Genomic DNA, 17522 nt, shown 5'->3' with positions numbered 1-17522 from the left:
AAGATCCAGCGCCTCCCGGTCTCCGGGGGGCGCTTTTTCTTTGCCGCGCGGGCGGGGCGGTCCGTAACGGCGGGGAAGAGCGCAGGGGGGAGGCGGCCCACCGGGGCCGTGTGCGCCGGGATCGCCTCCCGCCGCACGCCTCCGGCTCCCGGGCGGGCATGACGGCCCGACCTGAACGACAGGCCATCGCGTTGCCGGGGGGACCCTGGCCGAGGGGACCCTTACGCCGCCGCGCGTCCGCGCAGGGTGTCGCGCACGGCGGCGAGGCGGGCGGGATCGAGGGCGCCGGTGCGGCCGTCCGCGCACAGGGCGCCGCGGAAGCCCAGGTAATGGGGACCCAGCGGGGCGAGGATGGCGATGTCCTCCAGCCGCAGGGAGCCGGCAAGGCCGGTGAGGAGCCCCAGCCCGCGTGCCGAAGCGACGAAGCCGGCGAGGGCCTCCACCCCGAGATGAGCGCCGAGCCGGCCCCGGGCCTTGTCCGCCGTATCCAGCATCACGCCGTGAAAGCCGGCCTCGGCGAACAGGGGCACCATCGACAGGTCCGGGTGCTGGTCGGCGAACAGGACGGCGATGAGCCGGGTGCTGCGCGCCAGCGGTCGCAGGCCGGCGAGGACCGGCGCGAGGGCATCCCCCGCCGCTTCGGCCGGCAGCGGAAAGCCGATTTTCACCAGGGGCACGCCGGCTTCGGCGGTGCGCGCGGTCGCGGCGCAAATCGCCTCTGTCGCCAGCGGATGGTCGCCGATGGTGGCGCTCAGGTCGGCACGGGTGGCGGCCCCCGCGCGCCAGCGGGCGACGGCGGCGCGCAGGGCGCCGTCCTCCCAGGCCCCGAGGGCGCCTGCGGCCGGGTTCTTCAGGTCGACGATGTCGGCGCCGGCAGCCAGCGCCACATCCATTTCGCCGACGCTGGCCACGGACGCGAGGAAGCCCGGCCGCGACGGGGCGCGCACGCTCATGATGCCGCCCGCGCGCGATGGTCGGCGATGGTCTCGCACAGCCAGTCCCAGGCCTCGCGCTCGGCCGGGCCGGCGGTCTTCTCGATGGCGACGGAGAGATAGTTCATCTCCCGGTCCACCCGGTCGGGATCCATCATGTGCAGGCGGGAGACCAGGATCGCGCCCTCCAGCACCGCCGCCACGGCCCGGTTGAGGCCGAGGAACGGTGCGTGGGTCTCCCGGTGCACCGTGCGGCAGAAGAAGCGCGGGCGGGTGGGGTCGTCCTCCATGCGGACGATCTCCACCTCGTCGTGGGCGAGGCAATGGTCGAGGCGCACGGCGCCGTCGAGCCGCGTCGCCGGCACGGTCGGCCAGGAGCGGTGCCGGCCGGAAATGCAGCCGGCGAAGATGCGCGCGTCGTCGGAGAAGTTCACCACCGCGACCTTGAGCGCGGCGAGGTTGTCGAGGGTGCGGGACGGCCGGAAGGGTTGCAGCAGGTAGCCGCCCTCCACGATCGTCGCGCCCATGGGGGCGACATGCGCCTCTCCCGTCGCCGAGGCGGTGGTGACGATGGTTTCGCGGATCACGTGCTTTCGCCTTTCTTGGCCGGGGAAAGGGTTGAGCCCGCCTGCTTGAAAGTCAACCGGTGGGCCTCGTCCGCGCTGCCGCCGGTCTCGCCGGCGACGCCCCATTTCAGCGGCTCGTCCTGCGCATAGCGCTTGCCGAGGCGATAGGCGATCTCCGCCCGCGCCGTCTCCACCCCCAGATAGAAGGCGTGGGCGCCGTCATCCTCCACCTTGAGGTGGGGGAAGAGGTCGAACGGGTCCGCCGCCACATGGTGGCCGTCGCGGTTGTAGGCATGGATGCCCTGTTCGGTGACCTCGATGCGGAAATTGCGATCCGCCACCGTGGCGGCGAGGCGCTCGACCTCCTGCGGGCTGGTGGTGACCGGGCGCCGGTCGCGCAGGGCCATGAGCCCGCCGCCGAAGCCCTGGGGCAGCGCGCCGGCTTCGCGGGCGGCGAAGAATTCCCGCCGCGCCCGGTCGAACTCACGCACGGCGGTGCGGCAATGCGGGCTCACCTGCACCGCCAGCACCGCGTTGAGCCGCAGCTCGGAGATGATGCCCATGAGCAAAGCGTTCATGCCGGTGGTGTCGGCGTCCGTCAGCTCGGTGACGTTGCCGATGCCCATGAGGATGGCGATGTCCGGCTTCAGCCGGCGCAGTTCCGCATAGCGCAGCAGCGAGGCGGTGAAGCCCAGGTGGATGGGGTCGAGGATGGGATCGGCGAGGAAGGGCCGGCCCATGGCCTCGCACATCTCCACCGCGCGGACGAGGGAGGAAAGGTCGCCCGCCTGCGCCGGCACCAGCACCGGCACGGCGTCTCCCTCCTCGGCGATGGCGAGGTTGGTCTCGTTGAGGCTGAGCAGGTAGTCGGCCCCGGCCCGTGTGGCGCGGCGCAGCTCCTGCGGGTCGAAGCTGTCCACGCTCACCCTGAAGCCCTCCGCCTTGAGCGCGGCGATGGCCTCCTCGAGATGGGGGAAGGGGGAATCGGGCAGGGCGCCGAGGTCGATCACGTCCGCCCCCTCGCCCTTGAGAAACCGGGCGCGGTCGAGAAGCTCGGCCACGGAAAGCCGGGTGGCGTCGACGATCTCGGCGAACAGCAGCACGTCCTGCCGGTCGAGGGCGGCCGGCCTGGCGCGGCCCTTGCCGAAATAGTCCGGAATGTCCGCCGCCTCCTCGGGCCCGCGGGCGAAGGGCAGGCCGAAATGGGTGGCGAGGCGGTCGAGGTCGCCGCGGAACCGGCCGGGCATCAGCACCCGGTCCGTGCCCTCGGGCAGCTTGAGGCGCCGCTCGACGATCTCGGCGGTCATCAGGGCGGCGACCTTGACGCCCACGTTCACCACCACCGGATCGAGCCGCTCGTCCGCGATCTCCCCGGCGATGCGGCGGATGCGCGGCTCAGCCAGGGACCCGGTGACGAGGGCGACGCGCTCGGCCATGGTCACAGGGCCGGGACGGGGACGAGGGCGGCAAGCTCGGCGCGGCGGCGGGCGATGGCGGCGCGCAGCTCGCCCAGCGTCTCGGCCACCACCGTCGCCTCGAATGCCTTGAGGCGGGCCGTGTTCTCCAGGTCGATCCGGCGCGGATAGACCGGCACCGGGCCTTCCGGGGCCATGGTGACCATTTCCGGCATGCTGTCGCAGGCGAACACGATGGCCGGCACCCGGCATTTGCCGGCCTGGGCGAAGCAGTTGGTGACGAGGGTGTCCGAGATGCCGGCCACCGCCTTGGCCACCGTGTTGGAGGAGGCCGGCGACACCACGAGGGTGTGGTATTCCCCATGGTAGAAGCGGCCGATGGAGGCGGAGGAGGCGCTGTTGTCGCGGAACACCTGGGTCTGCGCCGGCAAGGGCTCCTTGTCCTGCTTGTACATGCGCAGCACCTCGTCCGCGGCGTCCGAGATGAACAGGTCCACGTCCTGAAGCTCGCGGATGATCTCGATGCTCTCGGTGAAATAGTGGCCGGAGCCGGTGAGGGCCCAGGCCCATCTCGGAGCTTTCGCTGGGAGCGCTTTGGCGGTCATGACGGGCGCGAGCCTTCCTTGGAGCCGTCCTCGGGTTTTACCTCCCCGATGATGTCGCGCTCCTTTTTCCCCGGGCGCAAGGCATCGTCGAGACGGCCCGCTTCGTCGGCGGGGACGAGGAGAATATCGCCTCGAAACCCCTGCGCCATGGTCGCAAAAGCCGCATCCACCAGGCCGAGGCCGGTCCAGGCCGCGATGTCGCCGGCGCGGCTGCCGGCGGGGGCGGGCAGTCGCAGGCCCGGCGCCTTCACCAGCACCAGCCGTTCGGCGGAAAGTTCGGCGGCGAGCCACACCGAAAGGCTGTCGGAGGTCACTGCCCAGCTCTCGGGAATCTCCGCGCGGCCGAGGGTCATGGCGGCGGGAAACCACAGGGCCGTGCCGACCGTCGCCGCCTGCGCCAGTTCGGCCCGGCTGCAAGCGGGCACGAGGCCTGGGGCAAGATCCGCCATGGCGTGGGCCATCTGCTCCATGGCGAGCAGCGCCATGCGGTGGGCCGCGCCGTCGGTGAGGCGCCACTGCGGCTGAACAGCGCGGACGGCATCAGCCAGCGCGCCGCCGCCGGGCACCACGACAAGGCCGCGCTGTCCGGCAAGGCGCTGCAAAAGCGTGTGCGGGGCGGCGCCGCGCGTCAGGCTGCCGCCGAACTTCACGATGATGGTCACGCGGGGCCGGCCTCCGGCTTGGGCTCAAGGTCGCATCGGAGCCACGATTGGAGTCATGCTAAGGAAGCCGCGCGCTGCCTCCAACAGCGGAGTTTTGTGCGCCGCAGCAAGGGGTTGCTTCCCGCAAGGGCAGGTTTTGCGCATTCAATTGCGTGAATGTTATCCCAGCGGCTTTCGTCTGTTTAGAGAGGAATGCTTCATGCGTCTCATTCTGGCTTCGGCCCTTCTCATCGCTGTCACGGGCACCGCCCTTGCGGATCCGGATGTGACGAAGGGCGAGACCTCGTTCAAGAAGTGCATGGCGTGCCACGCCATCGGCCCCGATGCCAAGGTGAAGGTGGGACCGCCGCTGAACGGCATCGTCGGCGCCAAGTGGGCGCATTTCGAGGGCTATGCCTATTCCGCCGACATCAAGGACGGCGCCGCCGCCGGCAAGGTGTGGGACGAGGCCAACCTCGACAATTACCTGACCAACCCCAAGGTATTGGCGCCGAAGGGAAAGATGGCCTTCGCCGGCATCAAGAACGAGGACGAGCGCAGGGACTTGATCGCCTTCCTCGCCCAGTTCAACGCCGACGGCTCGAAGAAGTAGGGGCCGGTAGCCGGGTCCGTTCGATGGCGCATCCTCAGTTTGGGGGATGTGCGCCGCGCGCGGCGCTGTGAATAGTAGGGCATCGCCGGTCAGGGCGAGCCCTCTGGGGGGCGGCAGGCGGCGTCCGGTCGGACGCCGTCTGTTTTCGTGAGCCTTCCCCGCATGCGAGGAAGGGGCCGGCTTGCCAGCGCCGTCCGGCCGTGGTGTCCCTCGCGCGAACGAGGACTCGCCCCAGATGCCCGACCACGATTTCCACGCCCAGCGCCTGCACGTGTCCGCCGACCTCGCCGAAGGCGCGGTCGTCCTGTTGGAGCCGGACCAGGCGCACTACGTGGCGAACGTGATTCGCCTCGCGGTCGGCGAGGCGCTCCTCGTGTTCAACGGCCGCGACGGGGAGTGGAGCGCCACCCGCGCCGCCGGCGGCAAGCGCGAGGTGCGCCTCGAAGTGGCGGCCCTGGTGCGGCCGCAGCCGGCGGCACCCACCCTGGAATATGCCTTCGCCCCGCTCAAGCACGCGCGGCTCGACTACATGGTGCAGAAGGCGGTGGAGATGGGGGCGGGCCTGCTGTCCCCCGTCATCACCCGCTACACCCAGGTGTCCCGCGTCAATCTGGACCGCATGGCGGCCAACGCCGTGGAAGCCGCCGAGCAATGCGGCATCCTCTCCTTGCCGCGCGTCGCCGAGCCGCGCCCCCTCGCCCAGTGGCTGGCGGCGCTGCCGCCGGAACGTGTCGTCGTCTTCTGCGACGAGGCGGCGGAGGTCGCCGATCCCATCGCCGCCCTGCGCCAGGCGCCGGCCGGCCCGGTCAGCGTCGTCATCGGCCCCGAGGGCGGCTTCAGTCCGGAGGAGCGGGCGCTCCTGAAGCCGCGCGCGGTCACCCTCTGCCTCGGGCCGCGCATCCTGCGCGCGGATACGGCGGCGGTGGCGGCGCTCGCCCTCGTCGGCGCGGCCCGCGGCGAGGGGTGAAGCGAAGGCGGATAACGCTGCACCCGGATATTGGTTCCCCGATTGTGCGTGAGCTTAAATTTTTCTTTGTGCATATCCAGAATTCAGCCGGAGATCCGTGCAGTGCGGTAAGCATTTGAAGTCGCATGCGTCTGTTTTCTGTGGAAATGTCCGCCGCATTTTGGTCCTATTTGCCGCCAGTCTGACGGAACTTGGCAGCGCGCCTCGCGTTGCTCACTCGCATTTTTCGAATATTTGGCGGGAGGCCTCCGTGTCGAACACTTATAAATTCGGTATCGAGGAGGAGTTCTTCGTCGTTGATGCCAATACGAAGTCGGTACAGAGGCGCATGCCCTCGGGCTTCTTCGGCGAGCTCAAGGAGCATCTGGGCGATTCCATATCGGTGGAGATGCTGCAGTCGCAGCTGGAGATCGCCACCCAGCCCACCACCGGAACCGGCAGCGCCCTCGACCAGCTGAAGGATCTGCGCCGCACCGTGGCCAACGTGGCGGCCGGGCACGGCCTCGGCGTCATCGCCGCCGGCACTCATCCCACCGCCACCTGGGACGGGGTGCGCGCCACCCGGGCCAACCGCTACGACGGCGTGATGAACGAGCTGAAGATGCTGGGCGAGCGCAACATGGTGTGCGGCCTGCACGTGCATGTGGAGCTGCCGGACCCGGACGAGCGGGTGAACGTGATGCGTCGCCTCGTGCCCTACATCCCGCATTTCATCGCGCTCTCCACCTCCTCGCCCTTCTGGGGGGCCAAGCAGACCGGGCTCATGGGCTACCGGCTCGCCGCCTATGACGAGCTGCCGCGCACCGGGCTGCCGGAGATGTTTGAATCCGCCGCCGCCTACGAGCGCTACGTGGACGCGCTGGTCTCGGCCCGAGCCATCACCGATTCGAGCTATGTGTGGTGGACCATCCGTCCCTCCCGCAAGCTGCCCACCCTGGAGCTGCGCGCGCCCGACAGCTGCACCCGCGTCGCCGATACGGTGGCCATCGCCGCCCTGTTCCGCGCCCTGGTGCGCTTCCTGGTGCGCAATCCGCACCACAATCGCGACGTGGGGGCGGTGGACCGGGCCATCGCCGACGAGAACAAGTGGCGCGCCCAGCGCTACGGCATCCACGGCTCGTTCGTCGACCTCGGCGAGCGGCGCGCCCTCTCGGTGCGGGACGCGGTGGACGGCATCGTCCACCTGGTGGGGGAGGATGCGGAGGCGCTGGGTTGCCTCGATGCGCTGATGCATGTGCGCACCATCGCCGAAGGAGGCACCAGCGCCGACGTGCAGCTCGCCGTCTATCAGGAGGCGCTGCACCGCACCGGCAAGCGCAACGAGGCCCTTGACGCGGTGAAGACCTGGCTCGCCCACGCCACGCTGCAATAGCCGCAAGCCTTTGATCCACCAGGGCGGCGGTTCCGGGCGGGGCTGGAGCTGATGCTTGGCGGCCTGTGGCTGCCCGGGCCGCCGGCGCGATGGGGCCTGGCATCAAGCCCGCGCGGCGCCTGAGCGTCACCACTTGGGCCCGGCCGAAGACCGAGGCAAACGCAGGATCTTGAACCGGGGCGCGGCGGGCCGGCCACCCGCCGCGCCCCGTGGGGCTCACAGCTGGAACGGGACCACGGTCTGCTGCTGCACGCCGAGCCCATCGATCCCCACGCGCATCACGTCGCCGGCCTTCAGGAAGCGCGGCGGCTTGAAGCCGAGGCCGACGCCGGGGGGCGTGCCGGTGGTGATCACGTCGCCGGGGTCCAGCACCATGAACTGGCTGATGTAGTGCACCAGGAACGGGATGCGGAAGATCATGGTCTTCGTCGAGCCGTTCTGCACCTTCTCGCCGTTCACCTCCAGCCACATGGGCAGGGCGCCGGTGTCGGTGATCTCGTCGGTGGTCACGAGCCACGGGCCCAGCGGCCCGAAGGTCTCGGAGCCCTTGCCCTTGGTCCACTGGCCGGAACGCTCGATCTGGAAGTGGCGTTCGGACACGTCGTTGCAGATGCAGTAGCCAGCCACGTGGTCTAGGGCGTCCTTCTCCTCCACGTAGCGGGCGCGCTTGCCGATGACGAAGGCCAGCTCCACTTCCCAGTCGAGCTTGAGCGAGCCCTTGGGGATCATCACGTCGTCATCGGGGCCGACGACGCAGTTGGGCGCCTTGTTGAAGAGCACCGGCTCCTCGGGAATGGGGTTGTTGGTCTCGGCGGCGTGGTCCGCGAAATTGAGGCCCACGGCGACGAAATTGCCCGGCCGCGCGACGCAGGAGCCGAGGCGCGCACCCTCCGGCGCCAGCGGCAGGCTCGCCGGGTCGAGGGCGGCGATGGTCTTCAGGCTGGCGGGCGAGAGCGCCTCGCCGGCGAGGTCGGGGATGACGGAGGACAGGTCGCGCACCTTGCCGGTTGAATCGATTAGACCCGGCTTTTCCCGTCCTTTTTCCCCGAAGCGAACCAGCTTCATCGGTCGAACTCCCTCATCGTGCTGTGGATGGTATCCTGGTGGACCAAAGAGTTGTGGCTCGACCTGCGCGCGACGGACGGGTTCCATCCGTCGCGGTCGAACCGCCAGACGCCGTGACCGGTGCGGCGCGCGGTCGCTCCCGGGGCGGGCACGCTGGCGCGGACTTGAGCGTTGGTCAATGGTGGCGGAGAAGAAAAAGCGGACCATGTCGATCCAGATCCTGCCCGACCAACTGCTCCCGCTGCTGCTGTTCTCGATCGTGGCGAGCGTCACGCCGGGACCGAACAACCTTATCTCGGCGGCCTCGGGCGCCCGCTTCGGCTTCTGGCGGACCCTGCCGCAGATGGCCGGCGTGGCTGCGGGCTTTCCCCTGCTGGTGATCGCCATCGGCCTCGGGCTCGGGCGGTTGTTCGTGGCGGTGCCGGCTTTGCATCTCGTGCTCAAGCTCGCCGGAGCGGCCTACCTGCTCTATCTCGCCTACGGCCTGCTGCGGGCCGATGCGCCGGATGCGCCGGCGGCGAGCGAATCGGCCCCGAGCTTTCTCGGCTCCGCCGCCTTCCAGTGGGTCAATCCGAAGGCGTGGACCATCGCGCTCAGTGTCATTCCGGCCTTCGTGCGGCCCGAGGGAGATGTGCTGCCGCAGGTTTTGCTGGTGGCGCTCGTGTTCTTGCTGACGGCGGTTCCGTCTCTCATGGTGTGGGCGTTGTTCGGGGTGGCGTTGTCCCGCCTTCTTTCTGAGGAAAAGCTGCGGCGGCGGGTGAATGGTCTTTTAGCCGCCTCCGTAGCGGCGAGCGTAATACTGCTATTTTTCTAATCATGACGATCCTATGGGCAGTTGCCCTTCCGTTTTTCGCGTCCGCGTCATAAAAGGGAAACACGACTCCGGCTAAGTCGGGTCGCGCTCCGAGGGAGCAGAGCGATGGTGAAGAGACCGCGGAGAGGGCTGGCCCCGTCCTTGGGCAGATGCCGGGAGGTGATGGCGTGAGCGACAGTTCCGAAGCGCGCCGCTACCGCGCCCTGTTCATTTCAGACGTCCATCTCGGCACCAAGGGGTGCCAGGCGGACCTCCTTCTGGACTTCCTCAAATACCACGATGCCGACACCATCTATCTGGTGGGCGACATCGTCGACGGCTGGCGGCTGAAGTCCTCCTGGTACTGGCCGCAGAAGCACAACGACGTGGTGCAGAAGCTGCTGCGCAAGGGCCGCAAGGGCACGCGCATGCTCTATCTGCCCGGCAACCACGACGAGTTCCTGCGCGACTATTACGGTACCCATTTCGGCGGCATCGAGGTGGTGGAGACCGCCATCCACGAGGCGGCGGACGGCAAGCGCTACCTCGTCATCCACGGCGACGTGTTCGACCTGGTGGTGCGCCACGCCAAGTGGCTGGCCTTCCTCGGGGACTGGGCCTACAGCGCGGCCCTCACCGTCAACACCTACCTGAACAAGGTGCGCCGGCGCCTCGGCCTCACCTACTGGTCGCTGAGCCAGTGGGCCAAGCTCAAGGTGAAGAACGCCGTCAACTATATCGGCAAGTTCGAGGAGGCGGTGGCCGAGGAGGCCAAGCGCCACCAGGTGGACGGCGTAATTTGCGGCCATATCCACCACGCGGTCATTCACGACCAGTTCGGGGTGCGCTATGTGAATTGCGGCGACTGGGTGGAAAGCTGCACCGCCATCGCCGAGCATGAAGACGGCCACCTCGAGATCATCTGCTGGACGCGGAACCTCGAGAAGGCCCCCTCGGAGGAACGGGACATGGTCGAGGGGGCGCGCGCGGCGGCTTGATGCGGGTTCTTGTCGCCACCGATGCGTGGCATCCCCAGATCAACGGCGTGGTGCGCTCGTTGGAGCACACCGCGCATGAAGCTGCCAACCTCGGGGCCGAGCTGGAGTTCCTGAGCCCTCAGGGCTTCCGTACCATCCCCATGCCCACCTACAGCGAGATCCGCCTCGCGCTCGCCACGCCGCGCATGATCATGCGGCGGATCGAGGCCATGGAGCCGGATTTCGTCCACATCGCCACCGAGGGGCCCATCGGCATCCTGGTGCGGCGGGCCTGCATCGCCTCGCGGCGCACCTTCACCACCTCCTATCACACCAAGTTCCCGGAATATCTGGCGGCCCGAGCGCCGGTGCCGGAGCGGCTGACCTATGCCTGGCTGCGCTCCTTCCACAATGCCGGCGGCGGCGTGATGGTTTCCACCGCGACGCTCGAGCGTGACCTTGCGGCGCGCGGCTTCAAGCGGCTGATGCGCTGGTCGCGCGGGGTGGACGCCGAGCTGTTCCGCCCGCGGCCCGAGGCGAGCCTGAACATTCCGCGCCCCGTCTACCTGTTCGTCGGCCGGGTGGCGGTGGAAAAGAACATCGAGGCCTTCCTCCAGCTGGACCTGCCCGGATCCAAGGTGGTGGTGGGCGCCGGCCCGGCGCTGGCCGGCCTGAAGGAGCGCTTCCCGGCCGTGCATTTCCTCGGCTCCAAGGAGGGGGAGGACCTGGCCCGGGTCTATTCCGCCAGCGACGTCTTCTGCTTTCCCAGCCGCACCGACACCTTCGGCATCGTGCTGCTGGAGGCGCTGGCGAGCGGCCTGCCGGTGGCCGCCTATCCCGTCACCGGTCCCACCGACGTGCTGGCGGACGCCACCGAGCCGGTGGGCGTGCTGGACGAAGACCTGCGCACCGCCTGCCTGAAGGCGCTCGAACTCTCGCCGGCGGCGGCGCGGCGCTTCGCCCTGCGCTACACGTGGCGGGAAAGTGCCCGGCAGTTTCTCGACAACGTATTGATCGCGCATGATATAGGACCTATAGCTCGGCGGTATCGCCTGCGACGCAGGCGCAAAGTAGCGTCCGCACCATGAGCCCCTACATCCATCGCCTTCCCACTCCGGCAGACGTGGACGCGGCCGCGCGGCGGCTCGCCGGCGTCATCGTGCGAACGCCGCTCCTGTTCTCGCCGGAGCTCAGCGCATTGGCCGGCGCCCGGGTGTTCGTGAAGCCGGAGACGCTTCAGCTCACCGGATCGTTCAAGTTCCGCGGCGCCTATAACCGCCTCGTGCAGATTCCCGAGACGGCGCGGGCGGCCGGCGTGGTGGCCTCCTCCTCGGGCAATCATGCCCAGGGCGTGGCCGCGGCGGCCAAGCTTCTCGGCATTCCCGCCACCATCGCCATGCCCACCGACGCGCCAGCGCTGAAGCGCGAGCGCACCGAGGCCTACGGGGCGGAGGTCATCGGCTTCGACCGGGCCAAGGAGGACGGCGAGGACATCGCCAGCGTCCTGGCGGGGACGCGGGGCGCCACCCTGGTGCCGCCCTACGACGATACCGAGGTGATCGCCGGGCAGGGGACGGTGGGACTGGAGATCCTCGAGGATCTGGCCGAGCAGGGCCTGACTCCGGACGTGATCGCCGCTGCGGCCGGCGGCGGCGGGCTCGTGGCCGGCATCGCCCTCGCGGTCAAGTCGCGCTCGCCGTCGACGCGCGTCGTCGCCTGCGAGCCCGCGGGCTTCGACGACCATGCCCGCTCCTTCCGCTCCGGCGTGCGCGAGCGGAATCCCGCCACGGTGGGCTCTTTCTGCGACGCGTTGCTCGCGCCCCATCCCGGCGCCATGACCTTCGAGATCTCCCGCGACCTCGTAGGCGAGGCCGCCGCGGTGGACGACGACGAGGTGGCGCGGGCGGTGGCCTTCGCCTTCCGCGAGCTGAAGCTGGTGGTGGAGCCCGGCGGCGCCGTGGCCCTCGCCAGCCTGCTGGAAGGCCGGCTCCACGTCGGTGCCGGCGAAACGGTGGTGATCGTGCTTTCCGGCGGCAACGTGGACACCGAGACCTTCATCGGCTGCCTCACGGCCTGAGGCCGCTCCGCCATGGCGCCACGCCCCGCCGCCGGGAACGGGGCCCCCGAGCTCTTCAGCCTCCGGCTCCGCCTCGGCGGCGCCTACGCCACCTTCTATCTCGCCCTGGGCATCCAGATGCCCTACCTGCCCCTGTGGTTCCAGCATCAGGGGCTGGGGCCAGAGGCCATCGGCGTCGCCCTCGCGGTGCCCATGGTCATGCGGCTCGTGGCGACCCCGGTCCTCGGCGTCCTGTCCGACCGGCTGGGCCGGCCCAAGGCGATGCTGGTGGCGCTGGCGCTGGCGACCGTGCTCGGCATGGCGGCCCTGGCGGCGAGCCGTGACCCGCTTTTGATCTTCATCGTGCTCGGCCTGATGGCCATGGGCTGGTTTCCGAGCTTCTCCCTGCTGGATTCCTACGCCGCGCGCCTGGCCCGTACCGGGCGGGCGGACTACGGCAAGGCGCGCCAATGGGGCTCGGCCTCCTTCCTGGTGGCGAACCTGGTGGGCGGGGCCGTGGCGTCGGTGCTGGGGGCGGGCTCGGTGGTGATGCTGATGCTCGGCTGCCACCTGACCTATGTGGCCGCGGCCCTGAGCCTGCCCGAGCTGCCCCGCGCGGAAGTGCGGCCCCATCCGGTGTTCGGACGCCGGGCGCGGCTCGGCCTGTTCGCCGGCATCGTCGCCTCGGCGCTGGTGCAGGCGAGCCATGCCCAGCTCTATGCCTTCGCCTCGGTGCACTGGCAGGCGGATGGCCTGTCCCTCACCACCATCGGCGCGCTCTGGGCGGTGGGGGTGGCGGCGGAGATGGTGCTGTTCCGTTTCGGGACGCGTTTCGTCATGCGGTTCGGCCCGCACGCGCTGATCGCCATGGGCGGGCTGGCGGCGATGGTCCGGTTCGCCGCCATGGCCACGGATCCGCCGCTGGTGGTGCTGTTTCCGTTGCAGCTGCTCCATGCCTTCACCTTCGGCGCCACCTATCTCGGCATGGTGGAGCTGGTGGCGCGCAGCGTGAGCGAGCATCGCGCCGGCACCGGGCAGACCGCGGCCGCCTGGATCAACAGCCTGGTCATGGCGGCGGCGAACGTGGCGTCGGGTCCCCTATGGAACGCCTTCGGCCCGCTGGCTTTTCTCGCGTCGTGCGGGATCGCGCTGGCCGGTGCCGGCGCCGCCGTCGTCGCGGCGCGGCTTCAGCCCCACAGCTCCGGCTCGGGCGGGTAGACGACGGCGCCTTCGTATCTCAGCCCCGGCACCCGGTCGCGGGCGAGCAGGAGCGGCCCGTCGAGATCCACCACCTCGGCGTGCTGCGCCACGAGCAGGGCAGGGGCCATGGCCAGGGAAGAGGCGAGCATGCAGCCCACCATGACCGAGAAGCCGTGCCCCCTTGCCGCATCCGCCAGCGCCAGCGCCTCGGTCAGTCCGCCGGTCTTGTCGAGCTTGATGTTCACCGCGTCGTAGCGGTCCTTCAGCGTGGCGAGGCCGGCGCGGTCGTGCACGCTCTCGTCGGCGCAGACGGGCACGAGGCGGTCGATGCGCGCGAGGATGGCATCCTTGCCGGCGGGCAGGGGCTGTTCCACCAGCTCCACCCGGGCGGCGGCGCAGGCTTCCATCATCAGATGCAGGTCGGCGGGCTTCCAGCCTTCGTTCGCATCGACGATGAGGCGCGCCTGGGGCACGGCGGCGCGGATGGCCGCAAGCCGCCGGGCGTCACCCGGCGCGCCGAGCTTGAGCTTGAGCAGCGGCCGGTCGATCGCGGCGGCTGCGGCGCGGGCCATGGCGTCCGGCTCGTCGAGGCTCAGGGTGTAGGCGGTCACCAGCGGGCGCATCGCCGGCAGGCCGGCGAGCTCGGCGGCGCGCAGGCCGCCGCGTTTCGCCTCTAGGTCCCAGAAAGCGCAGTCGAGCGCGTTGCGGGCGGCCCCGGCGGGCATGCGGTGCTGCAATTCCTCGCGCCCCAGCCCCGCCGCGATGGCCGGTCCGAGCGCGGTGATGGCGGCCGCGACCCCTTCGACCGTCTCGCCGTATCTGGCGTAGGGCACGCATTCGCCCCGTCCGATAAGGCCATCCTCGGCGAGGCGCACCTCCACCACCACCGCCTCCGTCTTGGAGCCGCGGGCGATGGTGAAGGTGCCGGCGATGGGGAAGCGTTCGACGCTCAGGGTCAGCTCTGCCATGGATTAAGATTAATAGCCGATTCCGCGCGCCCGTCTCGGGGGGCGGGGCGGATGGCGCGGCTGTGTGGCTTTCGTGATCTCGACGCCGCGTGCGCTTGTCTATATGGCTAACTCAACGGCCTGCACTGTCGAAGGAAACCGGTGGATGGCAGGCGGTGCCCGCCGCGCGCCGCGTCCTCGCGACGTGCTCGAAGGCGGGTTCGAGTGGGGCGAAGGTTTGCCCGGGCGGACTGCGTCGCGGGCGCTTGCCGGTGGGTCCACGCGCGGGACCCGCGCCGGAATTGACGGGCGGATCCGGCAGGTCCGGTTCCGCTGATGGAGATGGAAGCGTTGCCCCACGCCTCTCTGATTTCCGTGCACAGCCAGGACGACCGGCTCACGGTGGCCGGGCGCGGCGCGTGGACGTCGGACTATGCCGACGAGCTGGAGCTGGCCGTCGACGACACTGTACGCACCTACGGCAACGCCAAGGGCGTCAAGATCGATCTCGCCGGTGTCGAGCGCATGGACACGTTCGGCGCCGTGCTGCTGGAGCGGCTACGCCGCGCCTTCGCCGGGGGCGGGGCCGAGCCGAAGGTGGACGGCCTTTCGCCGCGCTACGCCGTCCTCATCGACGAGATGGCCCGCATGGGCAAGGATCCGCTGCCGCCCAAGCGCCGGCACGAGGCGATTCTGGAGCGGTTCGGGCATGAGGTGGTCAACGTCCTGAAGGACGCCCTCGCGCTGCTCAACTTCGTCGGGGCGACGGTGGCGGCCATTGGGCGCGTGCTGCTGCGCCCGAAGACCTTCCGCTTCACCTCCATGGTGAACCAGCTCGACCGGGTCGGCTTCCGCGCCGTGCCCATCATCCTGCTCATCACCTTCCTCATCGGCTGCATCCTGGCGCAGCAGGGCATCTTCAATTTCCGCCGGTTCGGCGCCGACATCTACGTGGTCGACATGGTGGGCGTGCTGGTGCTGCGCGAGCTCGGCGTGCTCATCGTCTCCATCATGATCGCGGGCCGCTCGGGCAGCGCCTATACCGCCGAGCTCGGCTCCATGCGCATGCGCGAGGAGATCGACGCGCTCCGCGTGATGGGCTTCGATCCCATCGAGGTGCTGGTGGTGCCGCGGCTGCTGGCGCTCATCATCGCCCTGCCGCTCCTGACCTTCCTCGGCTCCATGGCCGCCATCCTCGGGGCCGGGCTGGTCTCCTGGGGCTATGGCGGCATCACGCCCGACGTGTTCCTCGACCGGCTGAAGCAGGCCATCGACCTCGACCAGTTCAAGGTGGGCATGTACAAGGCGCCGTTCATGGCCGCCACCATCGGCATCGTCGCCTGCATGGAAGGCATGCGGGTGGGCGGCAGCGCCGAGTCTCTCGGCGAGCACACCACCGCGTCCGTGGTGAAGGCCATCTTCCTGGTGATCGTGATGGACGGTGTCTTCGCCATGTTCTTCGCCGCGATCGACATGTGAACCGGCATGAACGCGAGCGCCCCTGTCCCCGCACAGACCACCGGCCGGGAAGCCGTCATCCGGGTGCGCGACATCGTGGTGAAGTTCGGCGAGCGAACGGTGCTCAACCACCTCGATCTCGATGTCTTTCGGGGCGAGATCCTGGGGTTCGTCGGCACCTCCGGCGGCGGCAAGTCGGTGCTCACCCGCACCATCCTCGGCCTGGTGCCCAAGACCTCGGGCACGGTGGAGGTGTTCGGGGAAAATCTCGACGACCTGTCCGAGCGCGAGCGCTCCGCCCTCGAGCGGCGCTGGGGCGTGCTGTTCCAGCAGGGGGCGCTGTTCTCCTCGCTCACGGTGAAGCAGAACATCCAGTTCCCGCTGCGGGAGAACCTCAAGCTTTCCCAACGGCTTCTGGACGAGATCGCCTTCACCAAGATCGAGATGGTGGGGCTGAAGCCGGATGTGGCGGAAAAGCTGCCGTCGGAGCTTTCGGGCGGCATGATCAAGCGCGCGGCGCTCGCCCGCTCGCTGGCGCTGGATCCCGAAATCCTCTTCCTGGACGAGCCCACCTCGGGCCTCGACCCCATCGGCGCGGGCGACTTCGACGAGCTCATCAAGACGCTGCAACAGACTTTGGGGCTTACGGTTTTCATGGTAACCCACGATCTCGACAGTCTGCATACGGTGTGCGACCGCATCGCCGCGCTGGCAGACGGCAAGGTGATCGCGCAGGGCACGATCGAGACAATGATGGCGGCGACGCACCCCTGGCTCCGGGCCTATTTCCACGGCACGCGGGCACGGGCGGTGCAGGCCGCGCACGGCTAGGGACGTGCCGCGCGGGTTGCCTCGCAATCCGGACGGCAGCGCGTTCCCTGGAACTTGAACCAGGGCCGGATCCGCCGCGGGCGGACGGCCCGCGAACGGGAAGGGAAACGGCCGTACGGCGGGGGATCAGGTCGGAACGGAGCCGGGATCAGGCATGGAAACACGGGCCAACTACACCATCATCGGAGCGTTCACGCTCGCCGTCCTCGCGGCGGCGTTCGGCTTCGTGTACTGGTTCGCCGGGCCGCAGGACACCTCGGCGCGCAAGCGCTACGAGATCCTCTTCGACGGCTCGGTAGCAGGCCTGAGGCAGGGCAATGCGGTGCTGTTCAACGGCATTCCCGTCGGCCAGGTGACCAAGCTCGATCTGGTGCCCGGCCAGCCGGGCCAGGTGCTTGCCACGGTCGCAATCGACAAGAATGTGGAGGTCCTCTCCGACGCCCAGGCGGGCCTTGAATCCCAAGGCCTCACCGGCATCGTGGCGGTGTCCATTCGCGGCGGCAAGCCCGGCGAGCCGGCGATCACGCCGGGCCCGAACGGACTTCCGCGCATCAAGGCCGACGGCGGGGCCGGCATGGCCGGGCTCATTGCCTCGGCGCAGGGCGTGGCGAAGAAGATCGAGGTGGTGCTGCAGGCCATCAACCCCGACGAGATCAAGAGCATCATCCACAATATCGATGTCTTCTCGCAGGCCGTGGCGGCGAAGTCGGCGGACGTGGCCGACGTGATCCAGCAGGCGAGCGTGCTGGTGAAGCAGCTCAACGGCGTCGCCGAGAAGGTGGACAGGGTGGTGGTGAACCTTCAGAAGGCCACCGAGGACAAGGACGGCCTGCTGGTGCAGGCCACCGACGCCGCGGCCTCGGTGCGCAAGCTCGCCGACAATCTCGACCAGCGCACCGCTCTGCTCACCAACGAGATCAGCCGCTTCACCGGGCCCGGCCTGCGGCAGTTCGAGGCGCTGGCGACCGACGGCCGCCGGACGCTGGGGGAGATCGACCGCGTGCTCAAGGGCATCGAGCGCAACCCGCAGCAGTTCATCCTCGGCGGCGGCAACACCATTCCGAAATACGGGCGATGAGCGGAT

At 69.4% G+C, this 17522-nt stretch carries 18 protein-coding genes; 11 read left to right on the top strand and 7 right to left on the bottom strand.

Annotated features, from left to right (window positions below; all coding sequences use genetic code 11):
- Positions 1-221 precede the first annotated feature (221 nt).
- From EZH22_RS23005 to EZH22_RS22985, 5 genes are read right to left on the bottom strand one after another with little or no spacing between them, the layout of a single operon-like run.
- Positions 222-953, bottom strand: coding sequence for a (5-formylfuran-3-yl)methyl phosphate synthase (locus tag EZH22_RS23005; RefSeq protein ID WP_203192733.1), 732 nt, complete (start codon positions 951-953; stop codon positions 222-224).
- Positions 950-1519 (bottom strand): DUF447 domain-containing protein, encoded by a 570-nt coding sequence (locus EZH22_RS23000; protein WP_203192732.1) that lies wholly within the window; start codon positions 1517-1519, stop codon positions 950-952. Before EZH22_RS23000 ends, EZH22_RS23005 begins: the two co-directional genes overlap by 4 nt.
- Positions 1516-2934 (bottom strand): DUF6513 domain-containing protein, encoded by a 1419-nt coding sequence (locus tag EZH22_RS22995; protein ID WP_203192731.1) that lies wholly within the window; start codon positions 2932-2934, stop codon positions 1516-1518. Before EZH22_RS22995 ends, EZH22_RS23000 begins: the two co-directional genes overlap by 4 nt.
- Before the next feature lie 2 nt (positions 2935-2936).
- A complete protein-coding gene (locus tag EZH22_RS22990) occupies positions 2937-3518 on the bottom strand; it encodes a flavoprotein (protein ID WP_203192730.1) in 582 nt (193 codons plus the stop codon).
- Positions 3515-4180 carry an amino acid kinase family protein gene (locus EZH22_RS22985; RefSeq protein WP_203192729.1) on the bottom strand — a complete coding sequence of 222 codons (666 nt, stop codon included), beginning with the start codon at positions 4178-4180 and terminating at the stop codon, positions 3515-3517. Before EZH22_RS22985 ends, EZH22_RS22990 begins: the two co-directional genes overlap by 4 nt.
- A 199-nt stretch (positions 4181-4379) precedes the next feature.
- Between EZH22_RS22985 and EZH22_RS22980 the strand changes: the two genes are divergently transcribed.
- The 3 genes from EZH22_RS22980 to EZH22_RS22970 all read left to right on the top strand — a co-directional run bounded on the left by EZH22_RS22980 (position 4380) and on the right by EZH22_RS22970 (position 7111).
- Positions 4380-4772, top strand: coding sequence for a c-type cytochrome (locus EZH22_RS22980; protein ID WP_203192728.1), 393 nt, complete (start codon positions 4380-4382; stop codon positions 4770-4772).
- Positions 4773-5007: 235 nt separating this feature from the next.
- Positions 5008-5739, top strand: coding sequence for a 16S rRNA (uracil(1498)-N(3))-methyltransferase (locus EZH22_RS22975; RefSeq protein WP_203192727.1), 732 nt, complete (start codon positions 5008-5010; stop codon positions 5737-5739).
- Positions 5740-5989: 250 nt separating this feature from the next.
- The gene (locus EZH22_RS22970; protein WP_203192726.1) at positions 5990-7111 is read left to right on the top strand and encodes a carboxylate-amine ligase; all 1122 of its coding nucleotides are present in this window, start codon (positions 5990-5992) and stop codon (positions 7109-7111) included.
- A gap of 216 nt (positions 7112-7327) precedes the next feature.
- Here EZH22_RS22970 and EZH22_RS22965 read toward each other — a convergent pair whose 3' ends face one another.
- Positions 7328-8176, bottom strand: a complete 849-nt coding sequence (locus tag EZH22_RS22965) for a fumarylacetoacetate hydrolase family protein (RefSeq protein WP_203192725.1) — start codon at positions 8174-8176, stop codon at positions 7328-7330.
- Between the two features lie 205 nt (positions 8177-8381).
- Between EZH22_RS22965 and EZH22_RS22960 the strand changes: the two genes are divergently transcribed.
- The 5 genes from EZH22_RS22960 (at position 8382) to EZH22_RS22940 (ending at position 13220) form a co-directional block, all read left to right on the top strand.
- On the top strand, positions 8382-8990 hold the full coding sequence (locus EZH22_RS22960) for a LysE family translocator (RefSeq protein ID WP_203192724.1): 609 nt from the start codon (positions 8382-8384) through the stop codon (positions 8988-8990).
- Between the two features lie 149 nt (positions 8991-9139).
- Positions 9140-9967 carry a UDP-2,3-diacylglucosamine diphosphatase gene (locus EZH22_RS22955; RefSeq protein ID WP_203192723.1) on the top strand — a complete coding sequence of 276 codons (828 nt, stop codon included), beginning with the start codon at positions 9140-9142 and terminating at the stop codon, positions 9965-9967.
- On the top strand, positions 9967-11034 hold the full coding sequence (locus EZH22_RS22950) for a glycosyltransferase family 4 protein (RefSeq protein ID WP_269902890.1): 1068 nt from the start codon (positions 9967-9969) through the stop codon (positions 11032-11034). Before EZH22_RS22955 ends, EZH22_RS22950 begins: the two co-directional genes overlap by 1 nt.
- Complete coding sequence (locus EZH22_RS22945; protein ID WP_203192721.1) at positions 11031-12023, top strand: threonine ammonia-lyase; 993 nt, start codon at positions 11031-11033, stop codon at positions 12021-12023. The genes EZH22_RS22950 and EZH22_RS22945 overlap by 4 nt, the downstream gene beginning before the upstream one ends.
- Before the next feature lie 12 nt (positions 12024-12035).
- The gene (locus EZH22_RS22940) at positions 12036-13220 is read left to right on the top strand and encodes an MFS transporter (protein ID WP_203192720.1); all 1185 of its coding nucleotides are present in this window, start codon (positions 12036-12038) and stop codon (positions 13218-13220) included.
- Here EZH22_RS22940 and dgcA read toward each other — a convergent pair.
- The gene (gene dgcA, locus EZH22_RS22935; protein WP_203192719.1) at positions 13190-14170 is read right to left on the bottom strand and encodes an N-acetyl-D-Glu racemase DgcA; all 981 of its coding nucleotides are present in this window, start codon (positions 14168-14170) and stop codon (positions 13190-13192) included. The two genes, EZH22_RS22940 and dgcA, sit on opposite strands and share 31 nt — an antisense overlap.
- Before the next feature lie 330 nt (positions 14171-14500).
- On the opposite strand from dgcA, the gene EZH22_RS22930 reads away from it, so the two are divergent.
- The 3 genes from EZH22_RS22930 (at position 14501) to EZH22_RS22920 (ending at position 17516) form a co-directional block, all read left to right on the top strand.
- Positions 14501-15628, top strand: a complete 1128-nt coding sequence (locus EZH22_RS22930; protein WP_408647641.1) for an MlaE family lipid ABC transporter permease subunit — start codon at positions 14501-14503, stop codon at positions 15626-15628.
- 6 nt (positions 15629-15634) lie between these two features.
- Positions 15635-16438, top strand: coding sequence for an ABC transporter ATP-binding protein (locus EZH22_RS22925; protein ID WP_203192718.1), 804 nt, complete (start codon positions 15635-15637; stop codon positions 16436-16438).
- 154 nt (positions 16439-16592) lie between these two features.
- The gene (locus EZH22_RS22920; RefSeq protein ID WP_203192717.1) at positions 16593-17516 is read left to right on the top strand and encodes an MlaD family protein; all 924 of its coding nucleotides are present in this window, start codon (positions 16593-16595) and stop codon (positions 17514-17516) included.
- The last annotated feature ends 6 nt before the right edge of the window (positions 17517-17522 follow it).

Source organism: Xanthobacter dioxanivorans (assembly GCF_016807805.1).
Lineage (GTDB): Bacteria > Pseudomonadota > Alphaproteobacteria > Rhizobiales > Xanthobacteraceae > Xanthobacter > Xanthobacter dioxanivorans.
Note: the sequence above shows the minus strand (reverse complement) of the source record. Positions and strands in the feature narration are given on the sequence as shown.